The sequence below is a fragment of the Paractinoplanes pyxinae genome, assembly GCF_026626335.1.
Lineage (GTDB): Bacteria > Actinomycetota > Actinomycetes > Mycobacteriales > Micromonosporaceae > Actinoplanes > Actinoplanes pyxinae.
Genome location: NZ_JAPNTZ010000022.1, coordinates 168,887 through 192,319 on the forward strand (window position 1 = coordinate 168,887; position 23,433 = coordinate 192,319).

Annotated in this window: 21 protein-coding genes and 1 pseudogene; 17 read left to right on the top strand and 5 right to left on the bottom strand. The window is 70.4% G+C overall.

What is annotated here, in order from left to right; translation table 11 throughout:
- Positions 1–96 precede the first annotated feature (96 nt).
- Positions 97–681, bottom strand: a complete 585-nt coding sequence (locus OWR29_RS43665; RefSeq protein ID WP_267569525.1) for a TetR/AcrR family transcriptional regulator — start codon at positions 679–681, stop codon at positions 97–99.
- A gap of 97 nt (positions 682–778) precedes the next feature.
- Between OWR29_RS43665 and OWR29_RS43670 the strand changes: the two genes are divergently transcribed.
- The 9 genes from OWR29_RS43670 (at position 779) to OWR29_RS43710 (ending at position 10,144) form a co-directional block, all read left to right on the top strand.
- On the top strand, positions 779–1,747 hold the full coding sequence (locus OWR29_RS43670; RefSeq protein WP_267569526.1) for a hypothetical protein: 969 nt from the start codon (positions 779–781) through the stop codon (positions 1,745–1,747).
- Between the two features lie 12 nt (positions 1,748–1,759).
- On the top strand, positions 1,760–1,981 hold the full coding sequence (locus OWR29_RS43675) for an SCO4848 family membrane protein (protein ID WP_267569527.1): 222 nt from the start codon (positions 1,760–1,762) through the stop codon (positions 1,979–1,981).
- A gap of 213 nt (positions 1,982–2,194) precedes the next feature.
- Positions 2,195–3,295, top strand: coding sequence for a BMP family lipoprotein (locus OWR29_RS43680; protein ID WP_267569528.1), 1,101 nt, complete (start codon positions 2,195–2,197; stop codon positions 3,293–3,295).
- Between the two features lie 56 nt (positions 3,296–3,351).
- On the top strand, positions 3,352–4,938 hold the full coding sequence (locus OWR29_RS43685) for an ABC transporter ATP-binding protein (RefSeq protein WP_324291312.1): 1,587 nt from the start codon (positions 3,352–3,354) through the stop codon (positions 4,936–4,938).
- A complete protein-coding gene (locus OWR29_RS43690; protein WP_267569529.1) occupies positions 4,935–6,194 on the top strand; it encodes an ABC transporter permease in 1,260 nt (419 codons plus the stop codon). The genes OWR29_RS43685 and OWR29_RS43690 overlap by 4 nt, the downstream gene beginning before the upstream one ends.
- A gap of 5 nt (positions 6,195–6,199) precedes the next feature.
- A complete protein-coding gene (locus OWR29_RS43695) occupies positions 6,200–7,468 on the top strand; it encodes an ABC transporter permease (RefSeq protein ID WP_267569530.1) in 1,269 nt (422 codons plus the stop codon).
- A gap of 5 nt (positions 7,469–7,473) precedes the next feature.
- Entirely contained in the window at positions 7,474–8,187 is a 714-nt protein-coding gene (locus OWR29_RS43700; protein ID WP_267569531.1) for a cytidine deaminase, read from the top strand.
- Positions 8,180–9,457, top strand: a complete 1,278-nt coding sequence (locus tag OWR29_RS43705) for a thymidine phosphorylase (RefSeq protein WP_267569532.1) — start codon at positions 8,180–8,182, stop codon at positions 9,455–9,457. Before OWR29_RS43700 ends, OWR29_RS43705 begins: the two co-directional genes overlap by 8 nt.
- 6 nt (positions 9,458–9,463) lie before the next feature.
- The gene (locus OWR29_RS43710) at positions 9,464–10,144 is read left to right on the top strand and encodes a DUF4272 domain-containing protein (RefSeq protein ID WP_267569533.1); all 681 of its coding nucleotides are present in this window, start codon (positions 9,464–9,466) and stop codon (positions 10,142–10,144) included.
- On the opposite strand, the gene OWR29_RS43715 is transcribed toward OWR29_RS43710, so the two are convergent.
- Complete coding sequence (locus OWR29_RS43715) at positions 10,136–10,924, bottom strand: putative RNA methyltransferase (RefSeq protein WP_267569534.1); 789 nt, start codon at positions 10,922–10,924, stop codon at positions 10,136–10,138. The genes OWR29_RS43710 and OWR29_RS43715 overlap by 9 nt on opposite strands.
- Before the next feature lie 26 nt (positions 10,925–10,950).
- Between OWR29_RS43715 and OWR29_RS43720 the strand changes: the two genes are divergently transcribed.
- The 6 genes from OWR29_RS43720 to OWR29_RS43745 all read left to right on the top strand — a co-directional run bounded on the left by OWR29_RS43720 (position 10,951) and on the right by OWR29_RS43745 (position 18,563).
- A complete protein-coding gene (locus OWR29_RS43720) occupies positions 10,951–12,036 on the top strand; it encodes an adenosine deaminase (protein ID WP_438872730.1) in 1,086 nt (361 codons plus the stop codon).
- A gap of 434 nt (positions 12,037–12,470) precedes the next feature.
- Positions 12,471–16,049 carry a sensor histidine kinase gene (locus OWR29_RS43725; protein WP_267569535.1) on the top strand — a complete coding sequence of 1,193 codons (3,579 nt, stop codon included), beginning with the start codon at positions 12,471–12,473 and terminating at the stop codon, positions 16,047–16,049.
- A complete protein-coding gene (locus tag OWR29_RS43730) occupies positions 16,046–16,450 on the top strand; it encodes a roadblock/LC7 domain-containing protein (protein WP_014447580.1) in 405 nt (134 codons plus the stop codon). Before OWR29_RS43725 ends, OWR29_RS43730 begins: the two co-directional genes overlap by 4 nt.
- A gap of 106 nt (positions 16,451–16,556) precedes the next feature.
- Positions 16,557–16,937 (top strand): DUF742 domain-containing protein, encoded by a 381-nt coding sequence (locus OWR29_RS43735; protein WP_127499324.1) that lies wholly within the window; start codon positions 16,557–16,559, stop codon positions 16,935–16,937.
- 1 nt (position 16,938) lies between these two features.
- Positions 16,939–17,526, top strand: a complete 588-nt coding sequence (locus OWR29_RS43740) for a GTP-binding protein (RefSeq protein ID WP_250028343.1) — start codon at positions 16,939–16,941, stop codon at positions 17,524–17,526.
- 104 nt (positions 17,527–17,630) lie between these two features.
- On the top strand, positions 17,631–18,563 hold the full coding sequence (locus OWR29_RS43745) for a phosphotransferase family protein (protein WP_267569536.1): 933 nt from the start codon (positions 17,631–17,633) through the stop codon (positions 18,561–18,563).
- Here OWR29_RS43745 and OWR29_RS43750 read toward each other — a convergent pair.
- The gene (locus tag OWR29_RS43750; protein ID WP_267569537.1) at positions 18,560–19,018 is read right to left on the bottom strand and encodes a DUF2000 domain-containing protein; all 459 of its coding nucleotides are present in this window, start codon (positions 19,016–19,018) and stop codon (positions 18,560–18,562) included. The two genes, OWR29_RS43745 and OWR29_RS43750, sit on opposite strands and share 4 nt — an antisense overlap.
- 106 nt (positions 19,019–19,124) lie before the next feature.
- On the opposite strand from OWR29_RS43750, the gene OWR29_RS43755 reads away from it, so the two are divergent.
- Positions 19,125–19,586: an Lrp/AsnC family transcriptional regulator gene (locus OWR29_RS43755; protein ID WP_267569538.1), complete on the top strand. Its 462-nt coding sequence runs from the start codon at positions 19,125–19,127 to the stop codon at positions 19,584–19,586.
- On the top strand, positions 19,583–20,230 hold the full coding sequence (locus tag OWR29_RS43760; RefSeq protein ID WP_267569539.1) for a 4a-hydroxytetrahydrobiopterin dehydratase: 648 nt from the start codon (positions 19,583–19,585) through the stop codon (positions 20,228–20,230). Before OWR29_RS43755 ends, OWR29_RS43760 begins: the two co-directional genes overlap by 4 nt.
- Here the strand turns inward: OWR29_RS43760 and OWR29_RS43765 are convergent.
- Positions 20,227–21,273: a glycosyltransferase family 2 protein gene (locus OWR29_RS43765; protein WP_324291313.1), complete on the bottom strand. Its 1,047-nt coding sequence runs from the start codon at positions 21,271–21,273 to the stop codon at positions 20,227–20,229. The genes OWR29_RS43760 and OWR29_RS43765 overlap by 4 nt on opposite strands.
- Before the next feature lie 891 nt (positions 21,274–22,164).
- Positions 22,165–23,433 (bottom strand): annotated as a pseudogene (locus OWR29_RS43770) (transposase); the annotation flags it as partial.

Consider the following 23,433-nt stretch of genomic DNA (forward strand, 5'->3'; position numbering starts at 1 on the left):
TCATTAACGAGGAGGCAACCTCTGTAAACGAGGGCCGTTCTCGTGTATAGGCCGCGATATCCGGCCATGAAACTCCAGTGTGGACTATGCGGCCAGTCAGCGGTTGAGCAGGTTTCGGGCCCCGCGCAGGAAGCCGTCGCGGTCCGGTGTCCCGATCAGCAGGCGCTGCAGGGCGTAGCCGGGGATGAGGGCGTAATAGGCGCCGGTGACATCGTCGATGTCGGCCTCGGGCGACAGTTCGCCGCTCTCGACGGCCTGCGCGACGAGCACTCGTACGCCCGCCCGCAACGCCGTGTAGCGCTCGTGCACGATGGCCTTGATCGTCGGGTCGACAGTGGACTCCGCCCAGATCTGAAGCGCGATGGGCAACGCGCCGTCCGGGCCGAGCTGCTCATCGATGACGTCGAGCAGTACCGACAGCGACTCGAGCAGCGGGAGCCGCCGGCCGGCCAGCTCGTCGATCCGCTGGCTGATGCCGCTCACCACTCCCTCGGCGATGGCGGCGATGATCTCGTCTTTCGACTTGAAGTAGCGGTAGACGGCGCCCACCGACAGGCCGGCCTCTTTGATGAGGTCCTGCATCGACGTGTTGTGCAGCCCCTTGCGCAGGAAGCAGGCGCGGGCCGCGGTGAGGATCTGCTCCCGGCGGGCGATCAGGTGGTCTTCGGATACGCGTGGCACGCCCCACAGTGTAAAACGAACGCTCGTTCTTGACACCTCCCCTCGAGTGGAGGACTCTGAGCGTATAAGAGAACGAGCATTCGTTTTAGGAGTTGTCATGCAGCGCAAGCCCCTCGCCCTCGGCGTGCTGATCGCGGTGATCGTGGTGGCCGTCCAGGCGCTTCTCGTCCCGCTCTTCGCCGCCCCGGCGGCCAGCATCGCGCCCCGCGACCTGCCCATCGCGGTGGCCGGCCCGCCCGCGCTGGCCGCCCAGCTCGAGTCCGAGCACCCGGGGGCGTTCGAGGTGCGGACGGTGGCCGACGCGACCGCCGCCGACGCGGCAATCAAGGACCGTGAGGTGTACGGGGCGATCCTCGTCACCCCGGCCGGGCCCGAGGTGCACATCGCCTCGGCTGCCTCGCCCACCGTGGCCGCGCTGCTGACCCAGGCCGCGGGGCAGCTCGGCCCGCAGGTGCCAGTACGTGACGTCGTGCCGCTCGACGCGAACGACCCGCGCGGCACCGGCTTCGCGGGCGGGTTCCTGCCGCTGGCCATCACCAGCCTGCTTGCCGGCGTCCTGGTCTTCCTGCTCGTGCGGGCGCGGACGGCCCGCTTCCTGGCGCTGCTGAGCTACGGCGTCCTGGCCGGCTTCGGCACCGCCGCGGTGCAGCAGCACTGGCTCGACATCCTGCCCGGCGGATACTTCACGGTCGCCGCGGCACTGGGTCTGTTCGCGCTCGCCGTCTCGGCCACCATGACCGGTCTGGCCGCTGTGCTCGACAAGGGTGGGCTGGGGCTCGGGGCGCTGGTCGTCTTCCTGGTCGGCAACGCGCTGGCGGGGATCGCGGCCGCCCCCGAACTGCTGCCGCAGCCGTGGGGTGAGCTCGGCCAGTGGCTGCCGATCGGGGCGGGGGCGTCGCTGCTGCGGTCGGTCGCCTACTTCGACGGCGGGGGCGCCGGGTTCGCGGTCGCGGTCCTCACGGCGTACGCGGGAACGGGCTTGATCTTGACTTTGATCGGCCGCAAGGGAACCGCGCCGGCCGTGCAGCCCGCGGAGGCCCGCGAGGAGCTCGTGCTCGCGCGCTGAAATAGTTGCGGCATGGTCATCACGCGGCGATGGGCGATTTTCCTGACGGCGGTCGGGGTCTGGACGTGGGTCATCTGGCCCCGGTTCGGCCTGGCCATCTGGCAGGACGACCGCTCGTTCGCCGACGGCCGGCCGACCGCCTTCCTGCTGATCCACGCCGTGCTGATCGCTGCCTCGCTGGCGATCGGCACGGCCGTGGGCGTTCTGGGCGTGAAAGCCTGGCGAAAATCCTGAACCCGGCCGCAAAGTTTCTGGCTCGTTACCACGCGGGCCGATGATTTGCCGCAGTACCGGATAGAAGCGACGCCTCGTGCGCTCCGCGGTTGCAGGCAGATAACGGTGCGCCAACAGTACGGTCCAAAGTACCGCCCGCGCTCTGGCCTGCGGCTACGCTCCCGCGGTGAAGACTCACCGACAAGTGTCGGTGTGCGTTGGAAGGAGGGCGTCTTGCGCCCAGTACGTGGGAACCGGCTCGTTGCGCTTCTCGCGGCAGGTGGGCTGACGCTCGCCGCCGCGGCCTGTAGCGATGCTCCTGACGAGACCCCCGCCGGCAGTGGCTCGAGCGGCGCTGCCACCGCTGCCTACAAGGCCTGCATGGTGACCGACACCGGCGGCATCGACGACAAGTCCTTCAACGCGTCCGCGTGGGCCGGCCTGCAGGCCGCGAAGACTCAGGCGTCGGGCGTCGACCCGAAGTACGTCGCGTCGACCGCCGAGGCCGACTACGAGCCCAACCTGCGGGGCTTCGTGACCCAGAAGTGCAACTTCATCCTCTCGGTCGGCGGTCTCATGGGCGACGCCACCAAGAACGTCGCGGCGCAGAACTCGAGCCAGCAGTTCGGCATCGTGGACAGCGCGATCGAGGGCGCCACGAACGTCTACCCGATGCAGTTCGCCACTCAGGAGGCCGCGTTCCTCGCCGGCTACCTGGCCGCGGGCTACTCGAAGTCCGGCAAGGTGGCCACGTTCGGCGGCCGCAAGATCCCGCCGGTGACCATCTTCATGGACGGTTTCGCCGACGGCGTCGCGCAGTACAACAAGGCCAAGGGCAAGGACGTCAAGATCCTGGGCTGGGACAAGGCCGCGCAGAACGGCAGCTTCGCCGAGGACTTCGCCAGCCCCGCCAAGGGCAAGGCGCTGGCCAGCACGTTCGTCGCCCAGGGGGCCGACGTGATCATGCCGGTCGCCGGTGGCACGGGCCTGGGCGCGGCCGAGGTCGCCAAGGGCTCCAGCGGCAAGGTGTCGATCATCTGGGTCGACCAGGACGGCTGCAAGGCCGCGGCTCAGGACTGTGACGTGTTCCTGACCACCGTGGTCAAGAACATCACCGACGCGGTCGAGAAGGCGGTCGTCGCCGGCGCCACCGGCCAGCCGCTGACCGCCACCCCGGGCTACCTGGGCACGCTCGAGAACAACGGTGTCTCGCTGGCGCCGTACAACCAGTTCGACAGCAAGGTCGACCAGACCCTGAAGGACGAGGTCGAGAAGCTGAAGGCCGACATCGTCGCCGGCACCATCAAGGTCGAATCGCCCAGCGCTCCGGCCTGACGATTCGTTAAGTAAGATTCCGGCCGCCGCCCGGCCGCGAGAATTCCCTCGCGGCCGTGCGGCGGTTCCAGTTGTCAGGTAAATCTTCACAAAGAAGCCGAAGTCAGGAGATTCCGCTGAGACTCGAACTGCGCGGCATCACCAAGCGCTTCGGCGACCTGGTGGCCAACGACCACATCGACATCACGGTCGAGCCGGGTGAGGTGCATGCCCTGCTGGGCGAGAACGGCGCCGGCAAGTCGACGCTGATGAACCAGCTGTACGGCCTGCTCCAGCCGGACGAGGGCGAGATCCTGGTCGACGGCGAGCCCAAGGTCTTCCGCAGTCCCCGCGACGCCATCGCGGCCGGCATCGGCATGGTCCACCAGCACTTCATGCTCGTCCCGGTGTTCACCGTGGCCGAGAACATCGCCCTCGGCGCCGAAGAGGTGCGCGGCGGCCCGCTCGGCTGGCTCGACCGCCGCCGCAACAAGCGCGACGTGCTCGAGACGTCGAAGCGCTACGGCCTGCCGGTCGACCCCGACGCCCTGGTCGAGAACCTGCCGGTCGGCGCCCAGCAGCGGGTCGAGATCGTCAAGGCCCTGACCCGCGACGTCGACCTGCTCATCCTCGACGAGCCGACCGCGGTGCTCACCCCGCAGGAGACCGACGAGCTGCTCGCCGTCATGCGCTCGCTGGCCGACACCGGCAAGTCGATCGTCTTCATCACGCACAAGCTGCGCGAGGTCAAGGCCATCGCCGACCGCATCACGGTGATCCGCCGCGGTCGCACGGTCGGCGTCGCCACCCCCGACACGTCGGAGGACGAGCTGGCCGCGCTCATGGTCGGCCGCGACGTCAGCCTCGAGGTGACCAAGACCCCGGCCGACCCCGGCCGCGAGGTGCTGAAGGTGTCCGGCCTGATCGTCGACGACGACCGCGGGGTCCGCGCCGTCGACAACGTCGACCTGGTCGTCCGCTCGGGCGAGGTGCTGGGCATCGCGGGCGTGCAGGGCAACGGGCAGACCGAGCTGGTCGAGGCGATCATGGGCCTGCGCCCGCCCCGGGCCGGCGCCATCACGCTCGAGGAGAAGAGCCTGGCCGGCCGCACCACCAAGCAGGTGCTGCGGGCGGGCGTCGGCTACGTCCCCGAGGACCGCAGCCTCGACGGCGTGGTCAAAGACTTCACCGTCGCCGAGAATCTGGTGCTCGACCTGTACGACCGGGCGCCGTTCGGCAACGGCTTCAAGCTCAACCCCAAGGCGATCGACGAGTCGGCCCGCGAGCGGGTGACCCAGTTCGACATCCGCACCTCGTCCCCGCAGTCGACGGTGGGCACGCTCTCCGGCGGCAACCAGCAGAAGGTCGTGGTCGCCCGCGAGATGTCCCGCCCGCTCAAGCTGCTGGTCGCCTCGCAGCCGACCCGCGGCGTGGATGTCGGCTCGATCGAGTTCATCCACAACCAGATCATCCACGAGCGGGACGTCGGCACGGCCGTACTGGTCGTGTCGAGCGAACTGGACGAGGTGGTGGGCCTGGCCGACCGCATCGCGGTGATGTACCGCGGCCGGATCCTGGCCGTCGTCTCACCCGACATGCCGCGCGAAGAGATCGGCCTGCTCATGGCCGGCGTCGTCACGCCAGAAGCAGAGGACACGGAGTGACCACCGAAGCCCCGCCCAAGAAAGAGGAGCCGAAGAAGGAGGAGGAGTCCTTCCTCAGTCTCTTCGTGCACAACCTCTGGTCGGCGAACACCGTCACGGTGACGTTCCTGTCGATCCTCCTGGCGCTGGTCATCGGCGCGGTGCTGATCGTCGTCTCCGACTCCGAAGTGCTCGCGACGTTCTCGTACTTCACGGCCCGGCCCAGCGACGCCCTCACCGCGAGCTGGGACCTGATCAGTCGCGCCTACGCCGACCTGTTCAAGGGCGCGATCTTCGACCCCGCCGCCGTGTCGGCCTGGTTCAACGGCACCGGCGACTGGCAGACGGCGCTCAACCCGCTCTCCGAGACGCTCACCTACGCGGCCCCGCTGGTCTTCACCGGCCTGTCGGTCGCCCTGGCCTTCCGGGGCGGCCTGTTCAACATCGGCGGTCAGGGCCAGGCGGTCATCGGCTGCGTCACGGCCGGGGTGGCCGGCTTCGCCATCGGCCTGCCGGCCGGGCTGCACCTGGTGGTGGCGCTGGCCGCCGGCCTGATCGGCGGCGCCCTGTGGGGCTTCGTGCCGGGTCTGCTCAAGGCCCGCACCGGCGCCCATGAGGTGATCACCACGATCATGCTCAACTACACGGCGACGCTGTTCCTGGGCTGGCTGATCCTGCAGAACGGTGTGCAGGACCCGGACCGGACCGACGCCATCAGCAAGACCATCGACTCGACGGCCGGGTTGCCGGCCCTGCCCGCGCCGCTGCGCGTGCACTTCGGCATCGTGCTCGCGGTGCTGGTCACAGCCGGGGTGGCGTGGCTGGTCAACCGCTCCTCGTTCGGTTTCGAGCTGCGTGCGGTGGGCGTCAACCCGCCCGCCGCCAAGACGGCCGGCATGAGCGTGGGACGCACGTACATCATGCTGATGGTCGTGGCCGGTGGTCTGGCCGGCCTCGGCGGCGCGACCCAGGTGCTGGGCACCGCCGACCGGCTGACCGACCAGGTCGCCGGCAACATCGGCTTCGACGGCCTGCTGGTCGCCCTGCTCGGCCGCAACAAGCCGTGGGGCACGCTGTTCGCGGCCATCCTCTACGGCGGCCTGCGCGCCGGCGGCAACCTGATGCAGGTCGACGTGGGCATCTCGCTCGAGCTGGTCACCGTGCTGCAGGCGCTCATCGTCATCTTCATCGCCGCGCCCGCCCTGGTGAAGGCGATCTTCCAGCTCCGCGATGCGCGCACCGCGCGGCTCGGCGCGTCCATGGCGAAGGGGTGGTGAGCCGCGTGTCGACCGCGACCGTGGACGACCTGACCGAGGCGACCGCCCCCGACAGGTTCTGGAACCGGCAGCGCCGCCTCGGCGCCGCCCTGGTGATCATCGGTCTGATCGCCGCCGTGATCTTCGGCTCGCTGGCCGAGTCGGCGACCGCCCGCTTCACCATCAGCGAGGACGCCGAGGGCGCCGCCCTCTCGATCAACGGCCAGTTCGGCGCGATCCTGTTCGGCATCGTGACCGTCGCGGCCGGCGGCGCGCTGCTGGCCGGCGTGGCCAAGCGCTGGCAGACGCTGCTGCTCTGCCTGGGCATCGTGACCTTCGTCTTCTCGTTCCTGTGCTGGCAGGTGGCGGGCAAGTTCCTGCCGCTGGTCGACACCCTCAGCGGCTCGCTCGAGCTGGCGCTGCCGCTGATCCTGGGCGCCCTGGCCGGCGTGCTGTGCGAGCGCTCGGGCGTGGTCAACGTGGCCATCGAGGGCCAGTTCCTGATGGGCGCGTTCGGCGCCGCCCTGGTCGGCACGCTGGCCACCAGCGTGTGGGCCGGGCTGATCAGCGCGGTCGTGGGCGGTGTCATCATCGCCTCGCTGCTGGCCGTGCTGGCCATCCGCTTCCTGGTCGACCAGGTCGTCGTCGGCATCGTGCTCAACCTGCTGGCCCTGGGCATCACCGGCTTCCTGTACGAGCGGCTCATGCAGCCCGACGCGCTGAAGTACAACTCGCCGCCGCGGCTGCCCGAGTGGCGCATCCCCGGGCTGGCCGACATCCCGGTCATCGGCCCGGTGCTGTTCGAGACCAACCTGCTGGTCTGGCTGGCGCTGATCCTGGTCGTCGTGATCCACCTGGGCCTCACCCGCACCCGCTGGGGCCTGCGCACGCGCGCGGTCGGCGAGCACCCCACGGCGGCCGACACGGTCGGCATCCGCGTGCGCGGCCTGCGCTACATGAACGTGCTGCTGGGCGGCGTGGTGGCGGGCGCCGGTGGCGCGTACTTCACGCTGGTCTCGACGGGCGCGTTCAACAAGAACATGACCGCGGGCGCCGGCTTCATCGCGCTGGCCGCCCTCATCTTCGGCCGGTGGACGCCGTTCGGTGCGCTCGGCGCGGCGCTGTTCTTCGGTTTCGCGCAGAAGCTGGCCAACTACCTGAGCGCGGTCGGCAGCCCGGTGCCCAACCAGTTCCTCAACATGCTGCCGTACCTGGCCACGATCATCGCCGTGGCCGGTCTGGTCGGCCGGGTGCGCGCGCCCGCGGCCGACGGTGTGCCCTACGTGAAAAGCTGAAACTCATGGAAATCGACTGGGCCGGGCTGCGCGCCGCGGCCACCGAAGCTATGCGGCACGCGTACGCCCCCTACTCCGACTTTCCGGTCGGGGCGGCGGCGCTGGTGGACGACGGCCGGGTGGTCGTCGGCTGCAACGTCGAGAACGCGTCCTACGGCGTGGGCCTGTGCGCCGAGTGCGGGCTGGTCAGCCAGCTGCACATGACCGGCGGCGGGCGTCTGGTGGCGTTCTCGTGCGTCGACGCCACCGGCAACCCGCTGATGCCGTGCGGCCGCTGCCGCCAGCTGCTGTGGGAGAACGGCGGCCCCGAGCTGCTGGTCGAGTGGCACACCGGGCCGCTGCGCATGGCCGAGCTGCTGCCGCACGCGTTCGGCTTCGAAGATCTGGAACGCGTCAACAACCTCAAGACCGGCCCCGAGGTCCCGGCCGAACTGGCCAAATGGCGCGGCCGGGGCACCGTTTTCGTGCATCCGGACCTCTCCGGGGGCGAGACTGTCTGGACCTGCTACTGGGAGCGGTCCGGGGGCAGCGCGGACGCCGAGAAGGGCGTGCTCGAGGAGGGTCCGAACTTCAGTAGCGCGAGCGAGGCCGTGACCTGGGGCCGGGCGCGTACGCCGCGGATCGTGGTCGTGGACGCCGAGGGCTCACTGGCCTGGGCCGGCGACGGGCCGCCGCCCGAGGGCATCCCGGCCACGTGGAAGGAGGACGGCGATGAGTGAGTTCGCCGCGGTCGACGTCATCCGGGCCAAGCGGGACGGGCACCCGCTGAGCGACGCCCAGATCGACTGGGTCGTCGACGCGTACACCAAGGGAATCGTCGCCGACGAGCAGATGTCGGCCCTGGCCATGGCGATCCTGCTGCGCGGCATGACCCCGGCCGAGATCGCCCGCTGGACCGCCGCCATGATCGCCAGCGGCGAGCGGCTCGACCTCTCGTCGGTCACCCGGCCCACCGCCGACAAGCACTCCACCGGCGGCGTCGGCGACAAGATCACGCTGCCCCTGACCCCGCTGGTCGCCGCGTGCGGGGCCGCCGTGCCGCAGCTTTCCGGCCGCGGCCTCGGGCACACCGGCGGCACGCTCGACAAGCTCGAGTCCATCCCCGGCTGGCGCGCGCAGCTGAGCAACGACGAGTTCAAGCGGCAGCTGCAGGACGTCGGCGCGGTCATCTGCGCGGCCGGCGAGGGACTGGCCCCGGCCGACCGCAAGCTCTACGCCCTGCGCGACGTCACCGGCACCGTCGAGGCCATCCCGCTGATCGCCAGCTCGATCATGAGCAAGAAGATCGCCGAGGGCACCGGCGCGCTGGTGCTCGACGTGAAGGTCGGCTCGGGCGCCTTCATGAAAGACCTGGAGAGCGCCCGCGAGCTCGCCCGCACCATGGTGCGCCTGGGCCAAGACAGCGGCGTCAACACCATCGCGCTGCTCACCGACATGAGCACCCCGCTCGGCCTGGCCGTCGGCAACGCGGTCGAGGTCACCGAGTCGGTCGAGGTGCTGGCCGGCGGCGGACCGGCCGACGTGGTGGAACTCACTCTGGCCCTGGCCCGCGAGATGCTGACCGCGGCCGGCATCGACGCCGACCCGGCCAAGGTGCTCGAATCGGGCGCGGCCATGGACACGTGGCGCGCGATGATCCGGGCCCAGGGCGGCGACCCTGAGGCGCCGCTGCCGGTCGCGCGCGAGACCGAGGTGCTGCGGGCGACGGCCGACGGGGTAGTGAGCAGCGTCGACGCGTACGGCATCGGCCTGGCCGCCTGGCGCCTGGGCGCCGGACGCGCCCGCAAGGAAGACCCGGTCAGCTTCGGCGCCGGGGTGCTTCTGAAGGTCCGGCCGGGCGACGAGGTACGCGCCGGCGACGTCCTGCTCGAGCTGCGCGCCGACGACCCGGCCCGCATCCCGGCCGCCCGCGACGAGGCCGCCGAAGCGGTCGTCATCGGTACGGAACCGCCCACTCTTACCAAGCTGGTGCTCGACCGCATAGCCTGACGCACCATGCAGAAGGCCGCACCCGACCCGCGCGCCGTCCGCGAGGCCAGCCTCGACGAGGTGGCCCGGCTCGGACTGCCGCCGCCGCCGCCCGGTTTCCCTCTGGTGTGGGAGCCGGGCGACACGGTCGAGCTGCGCCCCACGGCCGACCTGGAGGCGCGGGCGGCGGTGCTGCACGTGGTGGTGGCCCGGTGCTTCGGCATGCCGACCGAGGCCGCGATGAGCTGGCTCCTCGGGTCACGCCTGGTCGATCTGGTCACCCCGCCCGAATGGCAGTTCGTGATCGGCGCCAAGGGCGATCACCGGTCGTTCGTGCTGCACCATGACGCGGTGTTCGCGCTGGCCTGGCTGCTGGGGCTGAGCGCGCACCTCGATCCGACCTCGCCGCCCGAGGACAGGATGATGTCGCAGATGCCCGACCTGCCGGCGGGGGAGACGTTCGGCCAGTGGCGGTCGCGGTCGCTGATGTCGCCGCGCGACCCGATCGAAGCGGCCGTCCTGCTGGACCTCTATTACTGCCTGGACTGGGCCTTCCAGGAGGCGGAACACATCGGATCGTCACTGCCCGGCGAGATCGACGCCAACGCCATCGGCCAGCGGCGGTGGGCACTGGAGTGGGCGGTCATCTTCCACGGGCCCTACCACGACAAACCCGCCGAGTGGGAAGAAGTCGATCTTTCAGTCTGAGATTCGGCGGTACGTCGTCACGAGCACCGATGCTGTCACCGTGGAGGGCGCCGCCTGAACATCGGCCGTGTGGTGGGCGCTCGGCGTCATGCCGATCAGGGTGCGGGTCTCGGTGGCCGTCAGCTTCAGCTCGCGGCTCAGGCTGATCGTCTCGTCGGGCACGAAGTGGTCGCCCAGCGCGTCCTGGACCCGGGCCGCCTTGTCGGGGTCGACGTGGATCATCCGGTGGGTGGCGATCAGTTCGCGTAGGTGATCCGGTTGCGGGGTCACCACCAGCAACAGGCCGTCGGGGCGCAGGATGCGGTGGAACTCGGGGCCGTTGCGGGGGGCGAAGACGTTGAGGATGACGTCGGCCACCCCGTCGGCGATCGGAAGCGGGCGCCATAAGTCGGTGAGCACCGCGCCCACGCGCGGGTGGGCCCGGGCGGCCCGGCGCAGGGCCGGTTTGGAGACGTCGAGTCCCAGGCCGACCGCGTCATCACTCAGTGCCCGGGCCAGGTAGTAACCGGTGCCCGTGCCCGCGTCCACGACGAAGCCCGATCTCGGCGCCAGGGCGTCGGCAATGAAGTCGTAGTGGCCGGCGGACAGGAAAGCGTCCCGGTCGGCCACCATCTCGGCGGTGTCGCCGACGTGCGGCATGCGGCCCGCGGTGAGGTCGGCGTAGCCCTGCTTGGCCATGTCGAAGCTGTGCCGCGCGGGGCATCGCAGTGTGCGGCCGGTGCGCTCCAGCGGCTGGCGGCAAACCGGGCATCGCAGGTACGGCAATGCTCCGTCGATCATTGGTCCCCTGCCTCTAGGCTCGGCTGATGGCCGCCATCGCTTTCTCCGACATCGTTCCGGCGCCCAAGGCGCTGCTGCACGACCACCTCGACGGCGGGCTGCGCCCCGCCACCATCGTCGAACTGGCCGACCGAGTGGGCCACCGGCTGCCCACGACCGACCCGGCCGCGCTGGGCGAGTGGTTCGTCGCGGCGGCCGACTCCGGCTCGCTCGAACGCTACCTGGAGACGTTCGCCCACACCGTCGCGGTCATGCAGACGGTGGAGGGCCTGCACCGGGTGGCCAAGGAGTGCGCTCTCGACCTGGCGGCCGACGGCGTCGTCTACGCCGAGGTGCGCTACGCGCCCGAGCAGCACCTGGAAAAGGGCCTGAGCCTCGACGAGGTGGTCGACGCGGTCAACGCCGGCTTCACCGAGGGCGCGGCCGAGGCGGCCGCCCAGGGCGCCCCGATCCGCATCGGCGTGCTGCTGACCGCCATGCGGCACGCCGCCCGCTCGCAAGAGATCGCCGAGCTGTCCGTGCGCTACCGGGACGCGGGCGTGGTCGGCTTCGACATCGCGGGCGCCGAGGCCGGCTTCCCGCCCACCCGGCATCTGGACGCCTTCGAATATCTGCAGCGTGAGAATTTCCACTTCACCATCCACGCGGGCGAGGCCTTCGGGCTGCCGTCGATCTGGCAGGCCATCCAGTGGTGCGGCGCCGACCGGCTCGGTCACGGTGTGCGCCTGGTCGACGACATCACCGGAACGGTCGGCGGCGGGGACGTCGTGCTGGGGCGGCTGGCCGCGTACGTACGGGACAAGCGCATCCCGCTCGAGCTGTGCCCGTCGTCCAACGTGCAGACCGGCGCCGCGCCCTCGATCGCCGAGCACCCGATCGGCCTGCTGCACGATCTGCGGTTCCGGGTGACCGTCAACACGGACAACCGCCTGATGAGCGGCACCTCGATGTCCCGCGAGATGGCTCTGCTCTCCGAGGCCTTCGGCTGGGGCTGGGCCGAACTGCAGTGGCTGACCATCAACGCGATGAAGTCGGCCTTCATCCCGTACGACGAGCGGTTGGCCATCATCAATGACGTGATCAAGCCGGGCTACGGGAAGCTGCTCGCCTGACGGTATGAAGTTGATACAAATCGCCCCGAGGCAATCGAGACTGCCGGTTCGGCGGCACTCATCGTCCGTTCGGTCAGAATGGTCCCTACAAACATTGCAAAATCGGGCATCTCACCTTGCCGATCGTTCGCAACCGCGCCATCGTCTCTCCTGCCGCGATCCTCTACGATCGGGCGCGTTCGTATCGGTGTAACCCCCCGCCGATCGATCGGTCTGAGTGACGCTGAGAAAAGTGCCCCTATACAAAAAGTGACATTGACCGGCGACGTCCCCGCCCCGGCGGACCAACATGGCGTCACACAACCGGTCCGTGTCCGGCGGCCCTTTCTCTTTGACACTCGTCGTGATGGAATCTCGGGGGCCTGACGCGGCAGTCGGCCGTGTGCGGCGCCCGGCGAGCCGAGTGCCGGGGCCCGAAACAGGAGGACGGTGACGTGAGCAAGCGCCCCAAGACGGCGACCGGCGTCATGTCGCGTCTCCGTCGCCCGGCCGATCGGCTGCGAGATCTGCCGATCTGGTCGAAGCTTGGCTTGATCATGTTGGTGCCCACCCTGGCGACGATCATCGTCGGCGTCAGCGGCCTGGTCGACCACATCGAGGAAGCCAACAACGCGGAGCGCGCCCGCACCCTTTCGGTGCTGTCGGAGGCGGCGGGTGGTCTCGTCGACCACCTCCAGAACGAACGTGCCTACGGCACGATGATCACGACGATTCAGGACAAGAAGAGTCCCGACTTCGTCAAGGCGAAAGAGGCCTACACCGCCGAGACCGCCAAGGTGGACGCGGCCAAGGTGCCCTACGCCCAGCAGAAGGCGGCGCTCGACGACGTTCCCGAGAACGTCAGCACCCTGCTCCTGCGCCTCGACCGCAACCTCGAGGACCTGCCGGCCCAGCGCAGCCAGATCGCGAACAACCGTCCCGGCACGAACGTCGAGGACAGCTACACCACCCTCATTCGTGACCTGCTCGCCGTGCGTGACGCCGCCGCCCAGCTGGCCAGCGACACCGGGCTGAGCAACCACCTGCGCTCGGTCGCCGCCGTCGCCCAGGCCAAGGAGTACATCGCCCAGCAGCGCGACGTCGGTCACAAGATCATCGCCGAGCGCCAGCTGACCGAGCCGCTGCGCCGCGAGTTCCTGCTGGCCGACCGGGGCTTCGCGCTCGCCGGCACCACTGTCGCGTCGGTCGGCTCCGACGCCGACGTCGCCGCCTTCAAGGCGATCGACCAGTCGTCCCAGGGCCAGGCCGCCATCTTCTACACGGGTCCGCTGCTGGCCCTGCAGGGCGCGAACACCCGCAACATCCCGTTCAACACCGCCAACTGGGAAAAGGCGATGACGGGCTACAGCGCGGAGTTCCGCAAGGTCGAGGCCCGGATGGACTCCGACATCGTGGCCGAGGCCACCGACCTGCGTAACGACGTGAACCGGCGGGTCTTCCTCGAGACCAGCATCCTGCTCGGCATGCTGCTGCTGGCCATCCTCTTCGCCTGGCTGGTCGCCCGGTCGATGGCCCGCTCGCTGCGTGAGCTGCGGCAGGGCGCCCTCTCGGTGGCCCAGTTCGGCCTGCCCCACGCGGTGAGCCGGCTGCGTGACCCGCAGCTGTCCACATCGCTCACCCCGGCCCAGGTCGCCGACCAGATCGCCGAGCCGCTTCCGGTACGCAGCCGCGACGAATTCGGTCAGGTGACCGAGGCGTTCAACGCGGTTCACCTCGAGGCGGTGCGCACCGCGGCCGAGCAGGCTGCCCTGCGGGCCTCCGTCGCGACGATGTTCGTCAACCTCGCCCGCCGTTCGCAGATCCTGGTCGACCGGCTCATCGGTCACCTCGACCGGCTGGAGCGCGGCGAGGAGGACCCGGACCGGCTGGCCGAGCTCTTCCAGCTCGACCACCTGGCCACCCGAATGCGCCGCAACGACGAGAACCTGCTGGTTCTGGCCGGCGCCGACTCGACCCGTGTCCAGCGTGAGCCGGCCGCCCTGATCGACGTGCTCCGCGCCGCCCAGTCCGAGGTCGAGCACTACACGCGCATCGAGTTCGGCATGATCGACCGGGACATCGAGGTGGCGGCGCACGCCGTCAACGACATGGTCCACCTGGTCGCCGAGCTGTTCGACAACGCCACCGCCTTCTCCCCGCCCAACTCGACGGTCATCGTCGAGGCCCGGCGGCTGGGCGACGGCGCGCTGCTCAGCGTGGAGGACCGCGGCATCGGCATCAGCCGCGAGCAGCTGCGCGAGCTGAACGAGCGCCTGGCCAACCCGCCGATGGTGGACGTGGCCGTCTCCCGCATGATGGGCCTGGTCGTGGTGGCCCGGCTGGCCAACCGGCACGCCGTCAAGGTCGAGCTGCGCCCGGCCGACACCGAGCGGGGCACGGTGGCCGAGGTCGGCCTGCCGCTCTCGGTGCTCACCCCGGGCCAGGGTCAGAACGCGGTCGCCGGTGGCCGTCCCCAGGTCGGCGCCGGCTACGACGAGCAGGGCCGCCCGGGCATGCCCGAGCCGCTCGCGCTCGAGAGCGGCCGCGCCGGCGGCAGCGGTTACCCGACCGGCCGCCCGTTCGACCCCAACCCGCCGATGAACTCCGGTGGCATGCTCGGCACCAACGGGCACTCGGTGCCGGCGTGGTCCGACCTCACCGGCGCGCCCAGCAACGGCTTCGGCGCCAACGGCTCGCTCAACGGAACCAACGGCAACGGCAGCAACGGCTTCTACGGCCCGCGCAGCAACGAGGTCATCCCGCCGCTGCCGTCCGGTCCCGGTGGTCAGCCGTCGTCGCCGCAGGGCTTCGGCGGTCCCGACGGGCTGCCGCAGCGCCGCAACGGCGACCAGTTCCGCCCCGACGGTGACACCAGCGGCTTCGGCGCCACCATTCCGCGCCAGCTGCCGGCCAACCCCGAGACCCAGGGCCGTACCCCGTTCGTCCCCCCGGTCTCGGCTCCGCCGGTGCCGCCGATCTCCGCGCCGCCGGTGCCCTCGGCTCCGCCGTACGGTGGTCGCCCGGTCTCGTCGCCGCCCGGAACGGAACCGCCGGTCTCGGCCCCGCCGACCAGCGCCGCCCCGGCCAACGTGGCTCCTCCGGCCTGGCCGCCGGTCGCGCCCGAGCGGGAGAACCCGGCGCCGCACGTGCCGGAAAGCCTCGCCGCCGCGCTCGACATGACCGCCGAGCTCCCGCGCTACCGGCCGGAGCAGCGAGGCGACCAGCGTCCGCAGGTGGAACGCCCGACGAACCCGCAGACCGCGCCGATCCCGTCCTCCGCTCCGCCGGCCTCGCCGGTCTCCGCGGCGCCCTCGTCAGAGGCGCAGCGGGCGGCTGCGGCGGCCAAGGCGGCCCACGAGGCGGCGACCGCTCAGGCGGCCGAGGCCCAGGCCACGGCGGCTGCTCAGATCGCCGCCGCGCAGGCCGCGGCCCGCCAGCGGGACAACGGTCAGGGCCAGTTCGCCGACGAGACGATGGAGCTGCCGATCTTCCGGGAGCTCGAGTCGGCCTGGTTCACCACCGCCCGTCCGGCCGAGCCCAAGCCGTCGTCCAACGGACTCGACGAGCCGGTCAGCTCGCAGCGGATCCCCACCGGGGAGCCGGCGCGGACGATCGGCGTGCCGCAGCAGGCCGTCTCGCCCGAGTCGCGCGACCGCGACCCGGCTACTGTAGGTGTCGGTGCCACCAACGGCGCCGCGTCGAACGGCTCCAGCGCGAACGGCAGCGTCGCCACGAACCCGTGGCACACCGCGGCCGACACGGGCTGGCAGGCCGCTCAGGCGGCGGCTGAGGTGGCGGTCGACTCCACGACCACGGCCGGTCTGCCCAAGCGAACCCCGATGGCGCAGCTCGTCCCCGGTGGTGTTGACCGGAACGACACGTCCGTTCAGCGTCGTACCCCCGAAGGTGTCCGCGGTCTGTTGTCCGCCTACCACCGGGGCGTGCAGCGCGGTCGCACCAAAGAATCGACCAACCCGGAGGAGACTCCGGGAGGGCAGCAGTCCTCGCAGGCTGGCAAGGAGCATGAGGCATGACATCTACGCAGGATCTCGGTTGGCTGCTGGCCAACTTCGCCGACCGCGTTCCCGGCGTCGCACATGCGATCGCGGTCTCCGCTGACGGTCTGCTCCTGGCGGCCTCGCGGGACCTTCCCCGGGACCGCGCCGATCAGCTGGCAGCCATCGCTTCCGGCCTGGTGAGCCTCACTCAGGGCGCCGCACGGTGCTTCGAGGGTGGCGCCGTGCTGCAGACGGTGGTCGAGATGGACAACGGGTTCCTCTTCCTGATGTCCATCTCGGACGGCTCGTCCTTCGCGGTGCTCGCGGCGCGCAGCTGCGACGTCGGACAGGTGGGCTACGAGATGGCTCTCCTGGTCGACCGCGTCGGCGAGGCCCTGACTCCCGCTCCGCGTTCCGCGGCCGGGGTTCTGGGCTGAGTGAGTCCTCGGCTGAACGGGCAGTTTGCCGGTTACTTCGGCCGCTGTTCAAAAAGTTGACAACAAGAGACACTTCTAGGGTCCGAGGAAGGGGTGAGCGGTGACGATGCCCGAACGCGATGAGCCGACCGGCGCGCTGGTCAGGCCGTACGCCGTAACCCGCGGTCGGACCCGGCCAAAGCTTGAGATAGCGCTGGAAGCGCTGGTCGAGACAACCGTTCGCGGCCGATCTGGCATGATGCGCGGCGGACAGGGTGGAAGCGAGCATCAGTACATCGCGGAGATGTGCGACGGCGGCCGAGTTCAGTCGCTGGCCGAGATCGCCGCACGCATGCAACTGCCGCTCGGTGTGGCTCGAGTGATCGTCGCCGACATGGCCTCCGATGGCCTTGTCGCGGTGTACGAGCCCACCTCGCTGGACGACGAGACCGACGCGGTAGGCACGGAACTGCTGGAAAGGGTGCTGAGTGGACTTCGCAGGCTCTGACATGTCGCACCGTCCCTCTGCGGGGCGCGTGACGTCGGCGAAGATTGTTATCGCCGGCGGGTTCGGCGTCGGTAAGACGACGCTGGTCGGGTCGGTCTCGGAGATCACCCCACTGACCACCGAGGCCATCATGACCTCGGCCGGTGTGGGGGTCGACGACAACCGGCAGGTTCCGGGGAAGATGACGACCACCGTCGCCATGGACTTCGGCCGGATCAGCATCGACCGCGACCTGATCCTGTACCTGTTCGGAACGCCGGGCCAGACGCGTTTCTGGTTCATGTGGGACGAACTGGTGCGGGGCGCGATCGGTGCGGTCGTCATGGTGGACACTCGGCGTCTCGCCGACTGCTTCGCCGCGATCGACTTCTTCGAGCACCGTCGCCTTCCGTACCTGATCGCGATCAACTGCTTCGACGGAATGCAGTATCACAACGCCCAGGACGTTCGGGACGCGCTGGCGATCTCGAGTGACGTCCCGGTGGTGAGCTGCGACGCGCGTAACCGTGAGTCGACGAAGAACGTCCTCATCTCGCTGGTCGAGTATGTGCTGACGATGCGTCGGACTCGCGCCGTAGCGCCCGCCTGACAGTCGGTCGAAGCCCCGCTCCGCGAGCCGGAGCGGGGCTTCGCCGTGTCCTCAGCCGGTTAATCGGTTGTGGACGGCGCCCGGCGTAGGCAGGATCGCTCGCCATGCGTGCCTTTCTGACGGTCGATGACGTACGAGATCTGGTGGCCGGACACTTCGGCCGGGCTCGCTCGGTGGTGGGCCTGGATCGGCTCACCGGCGGCACGAAGAAGGGCGTCTACCGGATCCGGCTCGACGACGGCACTTCGGTGGTTCTCTACATGTGGGCGGCCGTCGAGGACTACTGGCCGCCTTCGGTGACCGTGCCCGACGACCCGTTCCTCGACGCCACCGGGTCCGAGCTGTTCCTGACCAACCGCGCGCTGCTGGCCGAGGCCGGTGTGCGGGTGCCCGAGTTACTGTTCGCCGCCGCCGACCGGGTGTTGGTCGAGGACGTGGGCAGCGAGACGCTCGAGGCGCGGATGGAGTACGACCGCGAGCCGCTGCTCGAACTCGGCCGGACGCTGCGGCGGATGCACACCACCCGAGGGCCCGGGTGGGGACGGCCGGCCGCGATGACAGCGCAGACCAGGCCGCCGCAAGACATGGTGCTCGGGCGGGTGCTCGCGCACCTCGAGGCGGTCGTGGCCCGGGACGAGCGGGTGGCCGGTGCCCGTACGCGGATCGAGGATCACCTGCGGGGGCTGCATGACCGGGTCGAGGCGCGCGAGGAATACGTGCTGGTGCACGGTGAGCTGGGCCCCGACCACGTGTTCATCTCGGCCGCGGGCGAACCCGTGATGATCGACATCGAGGGCGTGACCTGGTTCGACGTCGAGTGGGAGCACGCGTTCCTGCAGCTGCGCTTCCAAGAGGCGTACGCGTCGCTCGATCCTGTGGATCTTGATCCGGCGCGTCTGGAGGTCTACCGGTTCGCGCAGATGATCGCCCTGATCGAGGGCCCGCTGCGGATCGCGGACACCGACTTTCCCAACCGGCAGTGGATGCTCGACCTGGCCGAGTGGAACATCAAGAAAGCCCTGGCCGCTGTTGCTTAGGCCAGCAAGGGGAGCTTGCCGACGATCTTGTCGACCGGGTTGCGCGGGCCCACGATGCTGATCGCGTAGTAGTCGAGGCCGTCGGCGGCGGTGCCGGCCACCGACGACAGGTACTCGGTGTAGACGCGGGTGTGCTGGGCGGCCGCGGGCATGTCGGCCACGAAGAAATCGGGCCGGGCGGCAGCCTTGGCGCGGATCGTGCGCAGTGTCGCGGCATCGGCGGAGAGCACCGTACAACCGGCCCAGGGCAGGCCCGGGTGCGCATTGCCGTCGGCGTCCACCGCGTCGTCGCCCAGAAGTCCGGCGACTGCCCGTGAGGTAGCAGCGGCGGTGCAGATCGCCGCATTGGCCGCCCGTCCGGCGGGCAGCTCACCGTCGACCACGACCACCCACTTCAGCCGGGCGGCGCGCGTGGGGGCGCTCTGGTCGATCTCGTCAGTGGCGAACCCGATCATGGTGCTTGACCTCCGTACGTGTGTGCAGCTTGCGAGCCGAATGCTAGGCACCCGTTAGGCTGTGCTGCAACGAATCCGTACTTGTATCGGAATGAGGGCCGAATCGGTGGACCTGGACGAACTTGATACGGCGATCCTGCGGGAACTGCAGTTGGATGCACGGAAGACCAACCGTGAGGTGGCCGCGGCCGTCGGCGTCTCGCCGACCACGGCGCTCGACCGCACCCGGGCCCTGCGGCGGCGGGGCGTGATCCGCGGGGCGATTCTCGACGTCGACCTCAAGGCCGTCGGCCGGCCGGTGCAGGCGCTCATCGCCATCCGGATCCGCCCGCCGTCGCGCCGCAACATCGAGGCGTTCCGCGAGTGGGTCTCCACGCTGCCCGACACCCTCGGCCTCTACGTCACCACCGGCACCGACGACTTCATCGTGCACGTGGCCGTCCCCGACAACGAAAGCCTCTACGAGTTCGTCATCGACCGGCTCACCCAGCGCCCCGAGGTGGCCGACGTGCGAACGTCGATCGTGTACGAGCACATCCGCAACAACCGGGTGAGGATGGGGTCATGACGAAGCTCGATGCGAAGCAGGTCGCCGCGGAGAAGCTGGACGGCTGGGTCTACCTGCCCGGCGGCCTGTACTCCAGGATCGAGACGAAGGACTTCGCCGCCGGTCTGGCACTGGTCAACGCCATCGGCGAGGCGGCCGAGCAGATGAACCACCACCCCGACGTGACCCTGCGCTATCCCGCCGTCGACCTGCGCCTGGCCAGCCACGACGTGGGCGGCGTAACCTCGCGCGACGTCCGCCTGGCCTGGGCGATCTCGTCGCTGGCCGCGGAGCGGGGCCTGCGGCCCTCGGTCGTCGACGTGTCCCGGATCGAGTGGGCCCTGGACAGTCCCGACTACGACTCGGTGCGCCCGTTCTGGGCCGCGCTTCTGCGGATGGTGCCCGACGGCAACGACGTCACCGACCCGACCGGCCTGCAGCCCGCGATCTGGTTCCAGCGGTCCGGCCACGAGGAACCCCGCCAGCGCTGGCACCCCGACGTCTGGATCGAGCCGGCCCAGGTCCAGCCCCGCATCGACGCGGCCCTCGCCGCGGGCGGCACCCTGGTCAGCGACGCCGAGGCGCCGGCCTTCTGGGTGCTGGCCGACCCGGAGGGCAACCGCGTCTGCCTCTGCACCTGGCAGACACGCAGCGACCTCGGCTAGTGGACCAGCGCATCCACCAGGGTGCGCAACTCTTGCAGGGCCCGCGGGTCGTGGCGGCGGCCCCCGGTGTCGACGACTTCGGTGACGCCGTCCAGCAACCGGGCGGCGGCGCCGGCGTCACCCAGCTGGGCCAAAGCCTGAGCGGCCAGCCAGTCGCAATAGTTCTTGGCCGCGCCGGCCGCGCGCATCTGCTCGACCAGAGCCAGGCAGACGTCGTCCAACCCCGCCGCCAGCACCAGCCGAGCGAGGAAGTCGGTGCCGCGCAGCCATTCCGGCGTACCCGGAAAGAGCTCCCGCAACGTCTCCAGCGTGTCGACCGCCTCTTGCCGACGCCCCGCCCCGATCAGGCTGCGCCCAAGATCGAGCAGCGTACGAGCGATCAGCGCACGGTCGTCCCCGGCCTCAGCCAGGGTCTGCCGGGCCAGCAAGACATTGCGTACGGCTTTGGCTTCGCGAACGTCCGCGCTCGCATACCCACCGTGCGCGAGCACGATCGCCTCCCGCGGCGCCCGGGCAACGACGGGCGCCACCCCGACCAGCCGCTCGTGCACCCGCCCCTCCCACCGCACAGCGTCCTTCCGAAAGAGGTGAGCCGCCGTATTCGTGTAGGGCAGCTCATCGTGCGCGTTGTCGACCTCAACCTCGAAGACATCCGCCGCCGAAGCCTCCAACAGCCCCCGCAACCGCCCAGGATCCCCGGTGTACCGCTGGTCGGCGTCGATGCTCAACACCCAGAGAGCGCTCCACCCCTCCAGAGCCGCGTTGCGGGCTTCCGAGAAGTCATCGCTCCACCAACCAAGGGTCACAACGGCCCCAAGCTCAGAAGCGATCTGAGGCGTCCCGTCAATCGACCCCGTGTCGTACACGTGGACCTCATCCACGACCCCACCAAGCGAAGCCAGGCAGCCGCCCAACGCGGCCGCCTCATCCCGCACGATCAAACAGGCAGCCAGAAACGGTTTGCTCACAAGCCCCTGTTCGGCACACAGGGCACAAAGCTGACCGCAGCGCCCACTCTCCGTCGGCGGTGCCCCCGCAGCCACAATCGCGTCCCGCGACGGCTGGGCCTGTCCCGCGGATCACGTCGCCCGGGACGGCTCGTAGCCAGTCGAGCAGTCCCGCCAGGTCGGGAGTGGGTTGGCAGTTGAGGCCGAGCTCGTCGTAGCGGATTGCCAGTATCCGCCAGTGTCTGCGCCGGTTGAAGCCGCGTTCGACCTGGTTGTAAGGCCGACAGGCATCAGGGTCGAACGCGGACGGCCGGCCGCCGCAAGAACCGCGGCGTTGCCGGTTGGCGACCTGGCCCTCGAGTCCCGGCATCGTCGCGCGGAAACCTGGCGAGCACGGCCTGCCGGTTGGCCCAGAACGAGTAGACCTGGTCGCCGGTCGCCGGTCGCCGGTCGCCGGTCGCCGGTCGCCGGTCGCGGGGTCGCGGGGTCGCCGTTCGCGGGTCGCGGGGTCGCCGGTCGCGGGTCGAGGGGTCGAGGGTCGCGGGTCGCCGTTCGCAGGTCGCGGGGTCGCCGGTCGCCGTTCGCGGGTCGCGGGGTCGCGGGTCGCCGGTCGCGGGGTCGCCGGTCGCCGTTCGCCGCTCGCCGTTTGCGGGTCGCCAGTCGCGTGTCGCGGTCGCCGGTGTCGAACCGTGGGCAGCACCGAACTGGGGACAAGCAACAACGCCCTCAATGCGGTCACTTAGGCACGTGCGGGCCGGGCCGATACGAGTGAAGAGTGATCAACCTCGTTGCGCTTGTTGACGGCGTTGCATCAGCGTGCCACCCGCTACCCACGGACTCCCGCTCGTAAGTCCAGCCCCTACCGTCGTACCTCCAAATGCCTGACCACCCACTGACCCCAAGCGTCCCGCAGCCGGCGATTCACAAAAAACGCGGCCCGGTCGCTCTTCTCAAAGAGCGACCGGGCCGAAACTTAGAGCGAGCGACCTAACGTGATCCGTAGCCGGCGTTGTTGTTGCGGAAGTCGTCGGCGCCTTCGCGGTCGCGGGTGAAGTCCCAGCCACCCGCGGCCTCGCGGCCCGGGCGGCCACCCATGGCGAAACCACCGATTTCCTGTCCGCGCCGCCAGCCGCGGAAGTAGCCCGTGGTGTGGGCGGCGATGCTCGCCGCGTCGCGGACGATGCGCAGGGGGCGCTCGTCGCGCAGCGGGGAGCCGGGCACCAGGTTGGCCTGGGGCACGCGCTTGGGCAGGCCGGCCGCAGTCTCGGCCGCAACCGCGGGGGTCGAGGCTTTTTCGGCGGCGCGCCAACCGGTGTCGTTCGGGTTGGTCCAGTCGAGCTTGTCGGTCTGCTCGCTGTGGCCGGTGAACCAGGCCGAGCGGGCCGCCGCGAAGATCAGCAGGTCGGTGTCGTTGCCGTCGGACGGGACGGGCGGCGTGGTGCTGCGGTCGAGCGCGGTCAGCTTGGTGGTGGTCTGACCCGGCGAGCGGCGGGTGCCGTTGCGGCCCTCGACCAGGCGCAGCGGCGGCGGCTCGGCGATCGGCGGCATGTCGGTGACCGTCGCGTCGAGGCCGTTGCCGAGCTGGGATTCGACCAGGCGCAGGGCCGGCGGCTCCTTCGGCATGTCCTGCCACGGCGGACGCACCCGGCCGTCGGCCGGCGGGGCGCTCGTCGAGGCGGCCGGGGTGGTCGCCGCGTCGTCGTTGCCGCTGTTGATCAGCGGCCAGTTGGCGCGCGAGCCGGGCTCGGCCGGTTCCTGGCCGCCGGGGCGCTGCGAGGGCATGGGCAGCGAGTAGTCGGTCGCGTCGGCCGCCTGCGTCGTGGAACGGGTCGACGGGCGGGGCGGGATGACCGTGCGCTGACGCTCGGCGCGGGCGCTGTTGATCGCCGCGTTGGTGAGGGTGGCCCGGAACGGCTGGCCCGTGTCGGCCGGCGAGGTGCCGCCGGGGGCGCCGGAGGACGGCGCGGACGACACCGAGGCGGCCGGGAACACCGTGCCGGTGCCGGTGGGCGCGGCCGGGGTGCGAGTGCCGGCCGGCGGGCGCGAACCCGGCGTGATCGGGGTCATGCCCGGCGGGGGCGGCGGCACCGAGACGGGCCGGTTGCCGGGCGCGGGGGCACGGTTGGGGAACAGGGCCGCGGGCACGGCGGGCGGCGGCGTGACCGGCCGGGGCGCCAGGGGCGGCGGCATGACCGGGCTGGGCGCGACCGGCGGCGTGGTGAGCGGCTGCGGGATGACCGGGCCGGTGCCCGTCGT

What these genes read in the sequence shown, in the direction of transcription:
- OWR29_RS43670 (WP_267569526.1), top strand. Translation starts at nt 779, where the DNA reads ATGCAGCGCAAGCCCCTCGCCCTCGGCGTGCTGATCGCGGTGATCGTG.
- OWR29_RS43675 (WP_267569527.1), top strand. Translation starts at nt 1,760, where the DNA reads ATGGTCATCACGCGGCGATGGGCGATTTTCCTGACGGCGGTCGGGGTC.
- OWR29_RS43700 (WP_267569531.1), top strand. Translation starts at nt 7,474, where the DNA reads ATGGAAATCGACTGGGCCGGGCTGCGCGCCGCGGCCACCGAAGCTATG.
- OWR29_RS43705 (WP_267569532.1), top strand. Translation starts at nt 8,180, where the DNA reads ATGAGTGAGTTCGCCGCGGTCGACGTCATCCGGGCCAAGCGGGACGGG.
- OWR29_RS43710 (WP_267569533.1), top strand. Translation starts at nt 9,464, where the DNA reads ATGCAGAAGGCCGCACCCGACCCGCGCGCCGTCCGCGAGGCCAGCCTC.
- OWR29_RS43715 (WP_267569534.1), bottom strand. Translation starts at nt 10,924, where the DNA reads ATGATCGACGGAGCATTGCCGTACCTGCGATGCCCGGTTTGCCGCCAG.
- OWR29_RS43720 (WP_438872730.1), top strand. Translation starts at nt 10,951, where the DNA reads ATGGCCGCCATCGCTTTCTCCGACATCGTTCCGGCGCCCAAGGCGCTG.
- OWR29_RS43730 (WP_014447580.1), top strand. Translation starts at nt 16,046, where the DNA reads ATGACATCTACGCAGGATCTCGGTTGGCTGCTGGCCAACTTCGCCGAC.
- OWR29_RS43735 (WP_127499324.1), top strand. Translation starts at nt 16,557, where the DNA reads ATGCCCGAACGCGATGAGCCGACCGGCGCGCTGGTCAGGCCGTACGCC.
- OWR29_RS43740 (WP_250028343.1), top strand. Translation starts at nt 16,939, where the DNA reads ATGTCGCACCGTCCCTCTGCGGGGCGCGTGACGTCGGCGAAGATTGTT.
- OWR29_RS43745 (WP_267569536.1), top strand. Translation starts at nt 17,631, where the DNA reads ATGCGTGCCTTTCTGACGGTCGATGACGTACGAGATCTGGTGGCCGGA.
- OWR29_RS43750 (WP_267569537.1), bottom strand. Translation starts at nt 19,018, where the DNA reads ATGATCGGGTTCGCCACTGACGAGATCGACCAGAGCGCCCCCACGCGC.
- OWR29_RS43760 (WP_267569539.1), top strand. Translation starts at nt 19,583, where the DNA reads ATGACGAAGCTCGATGCGAAGCAGGTCGCCGCGGAGAAGCTGGACGGC.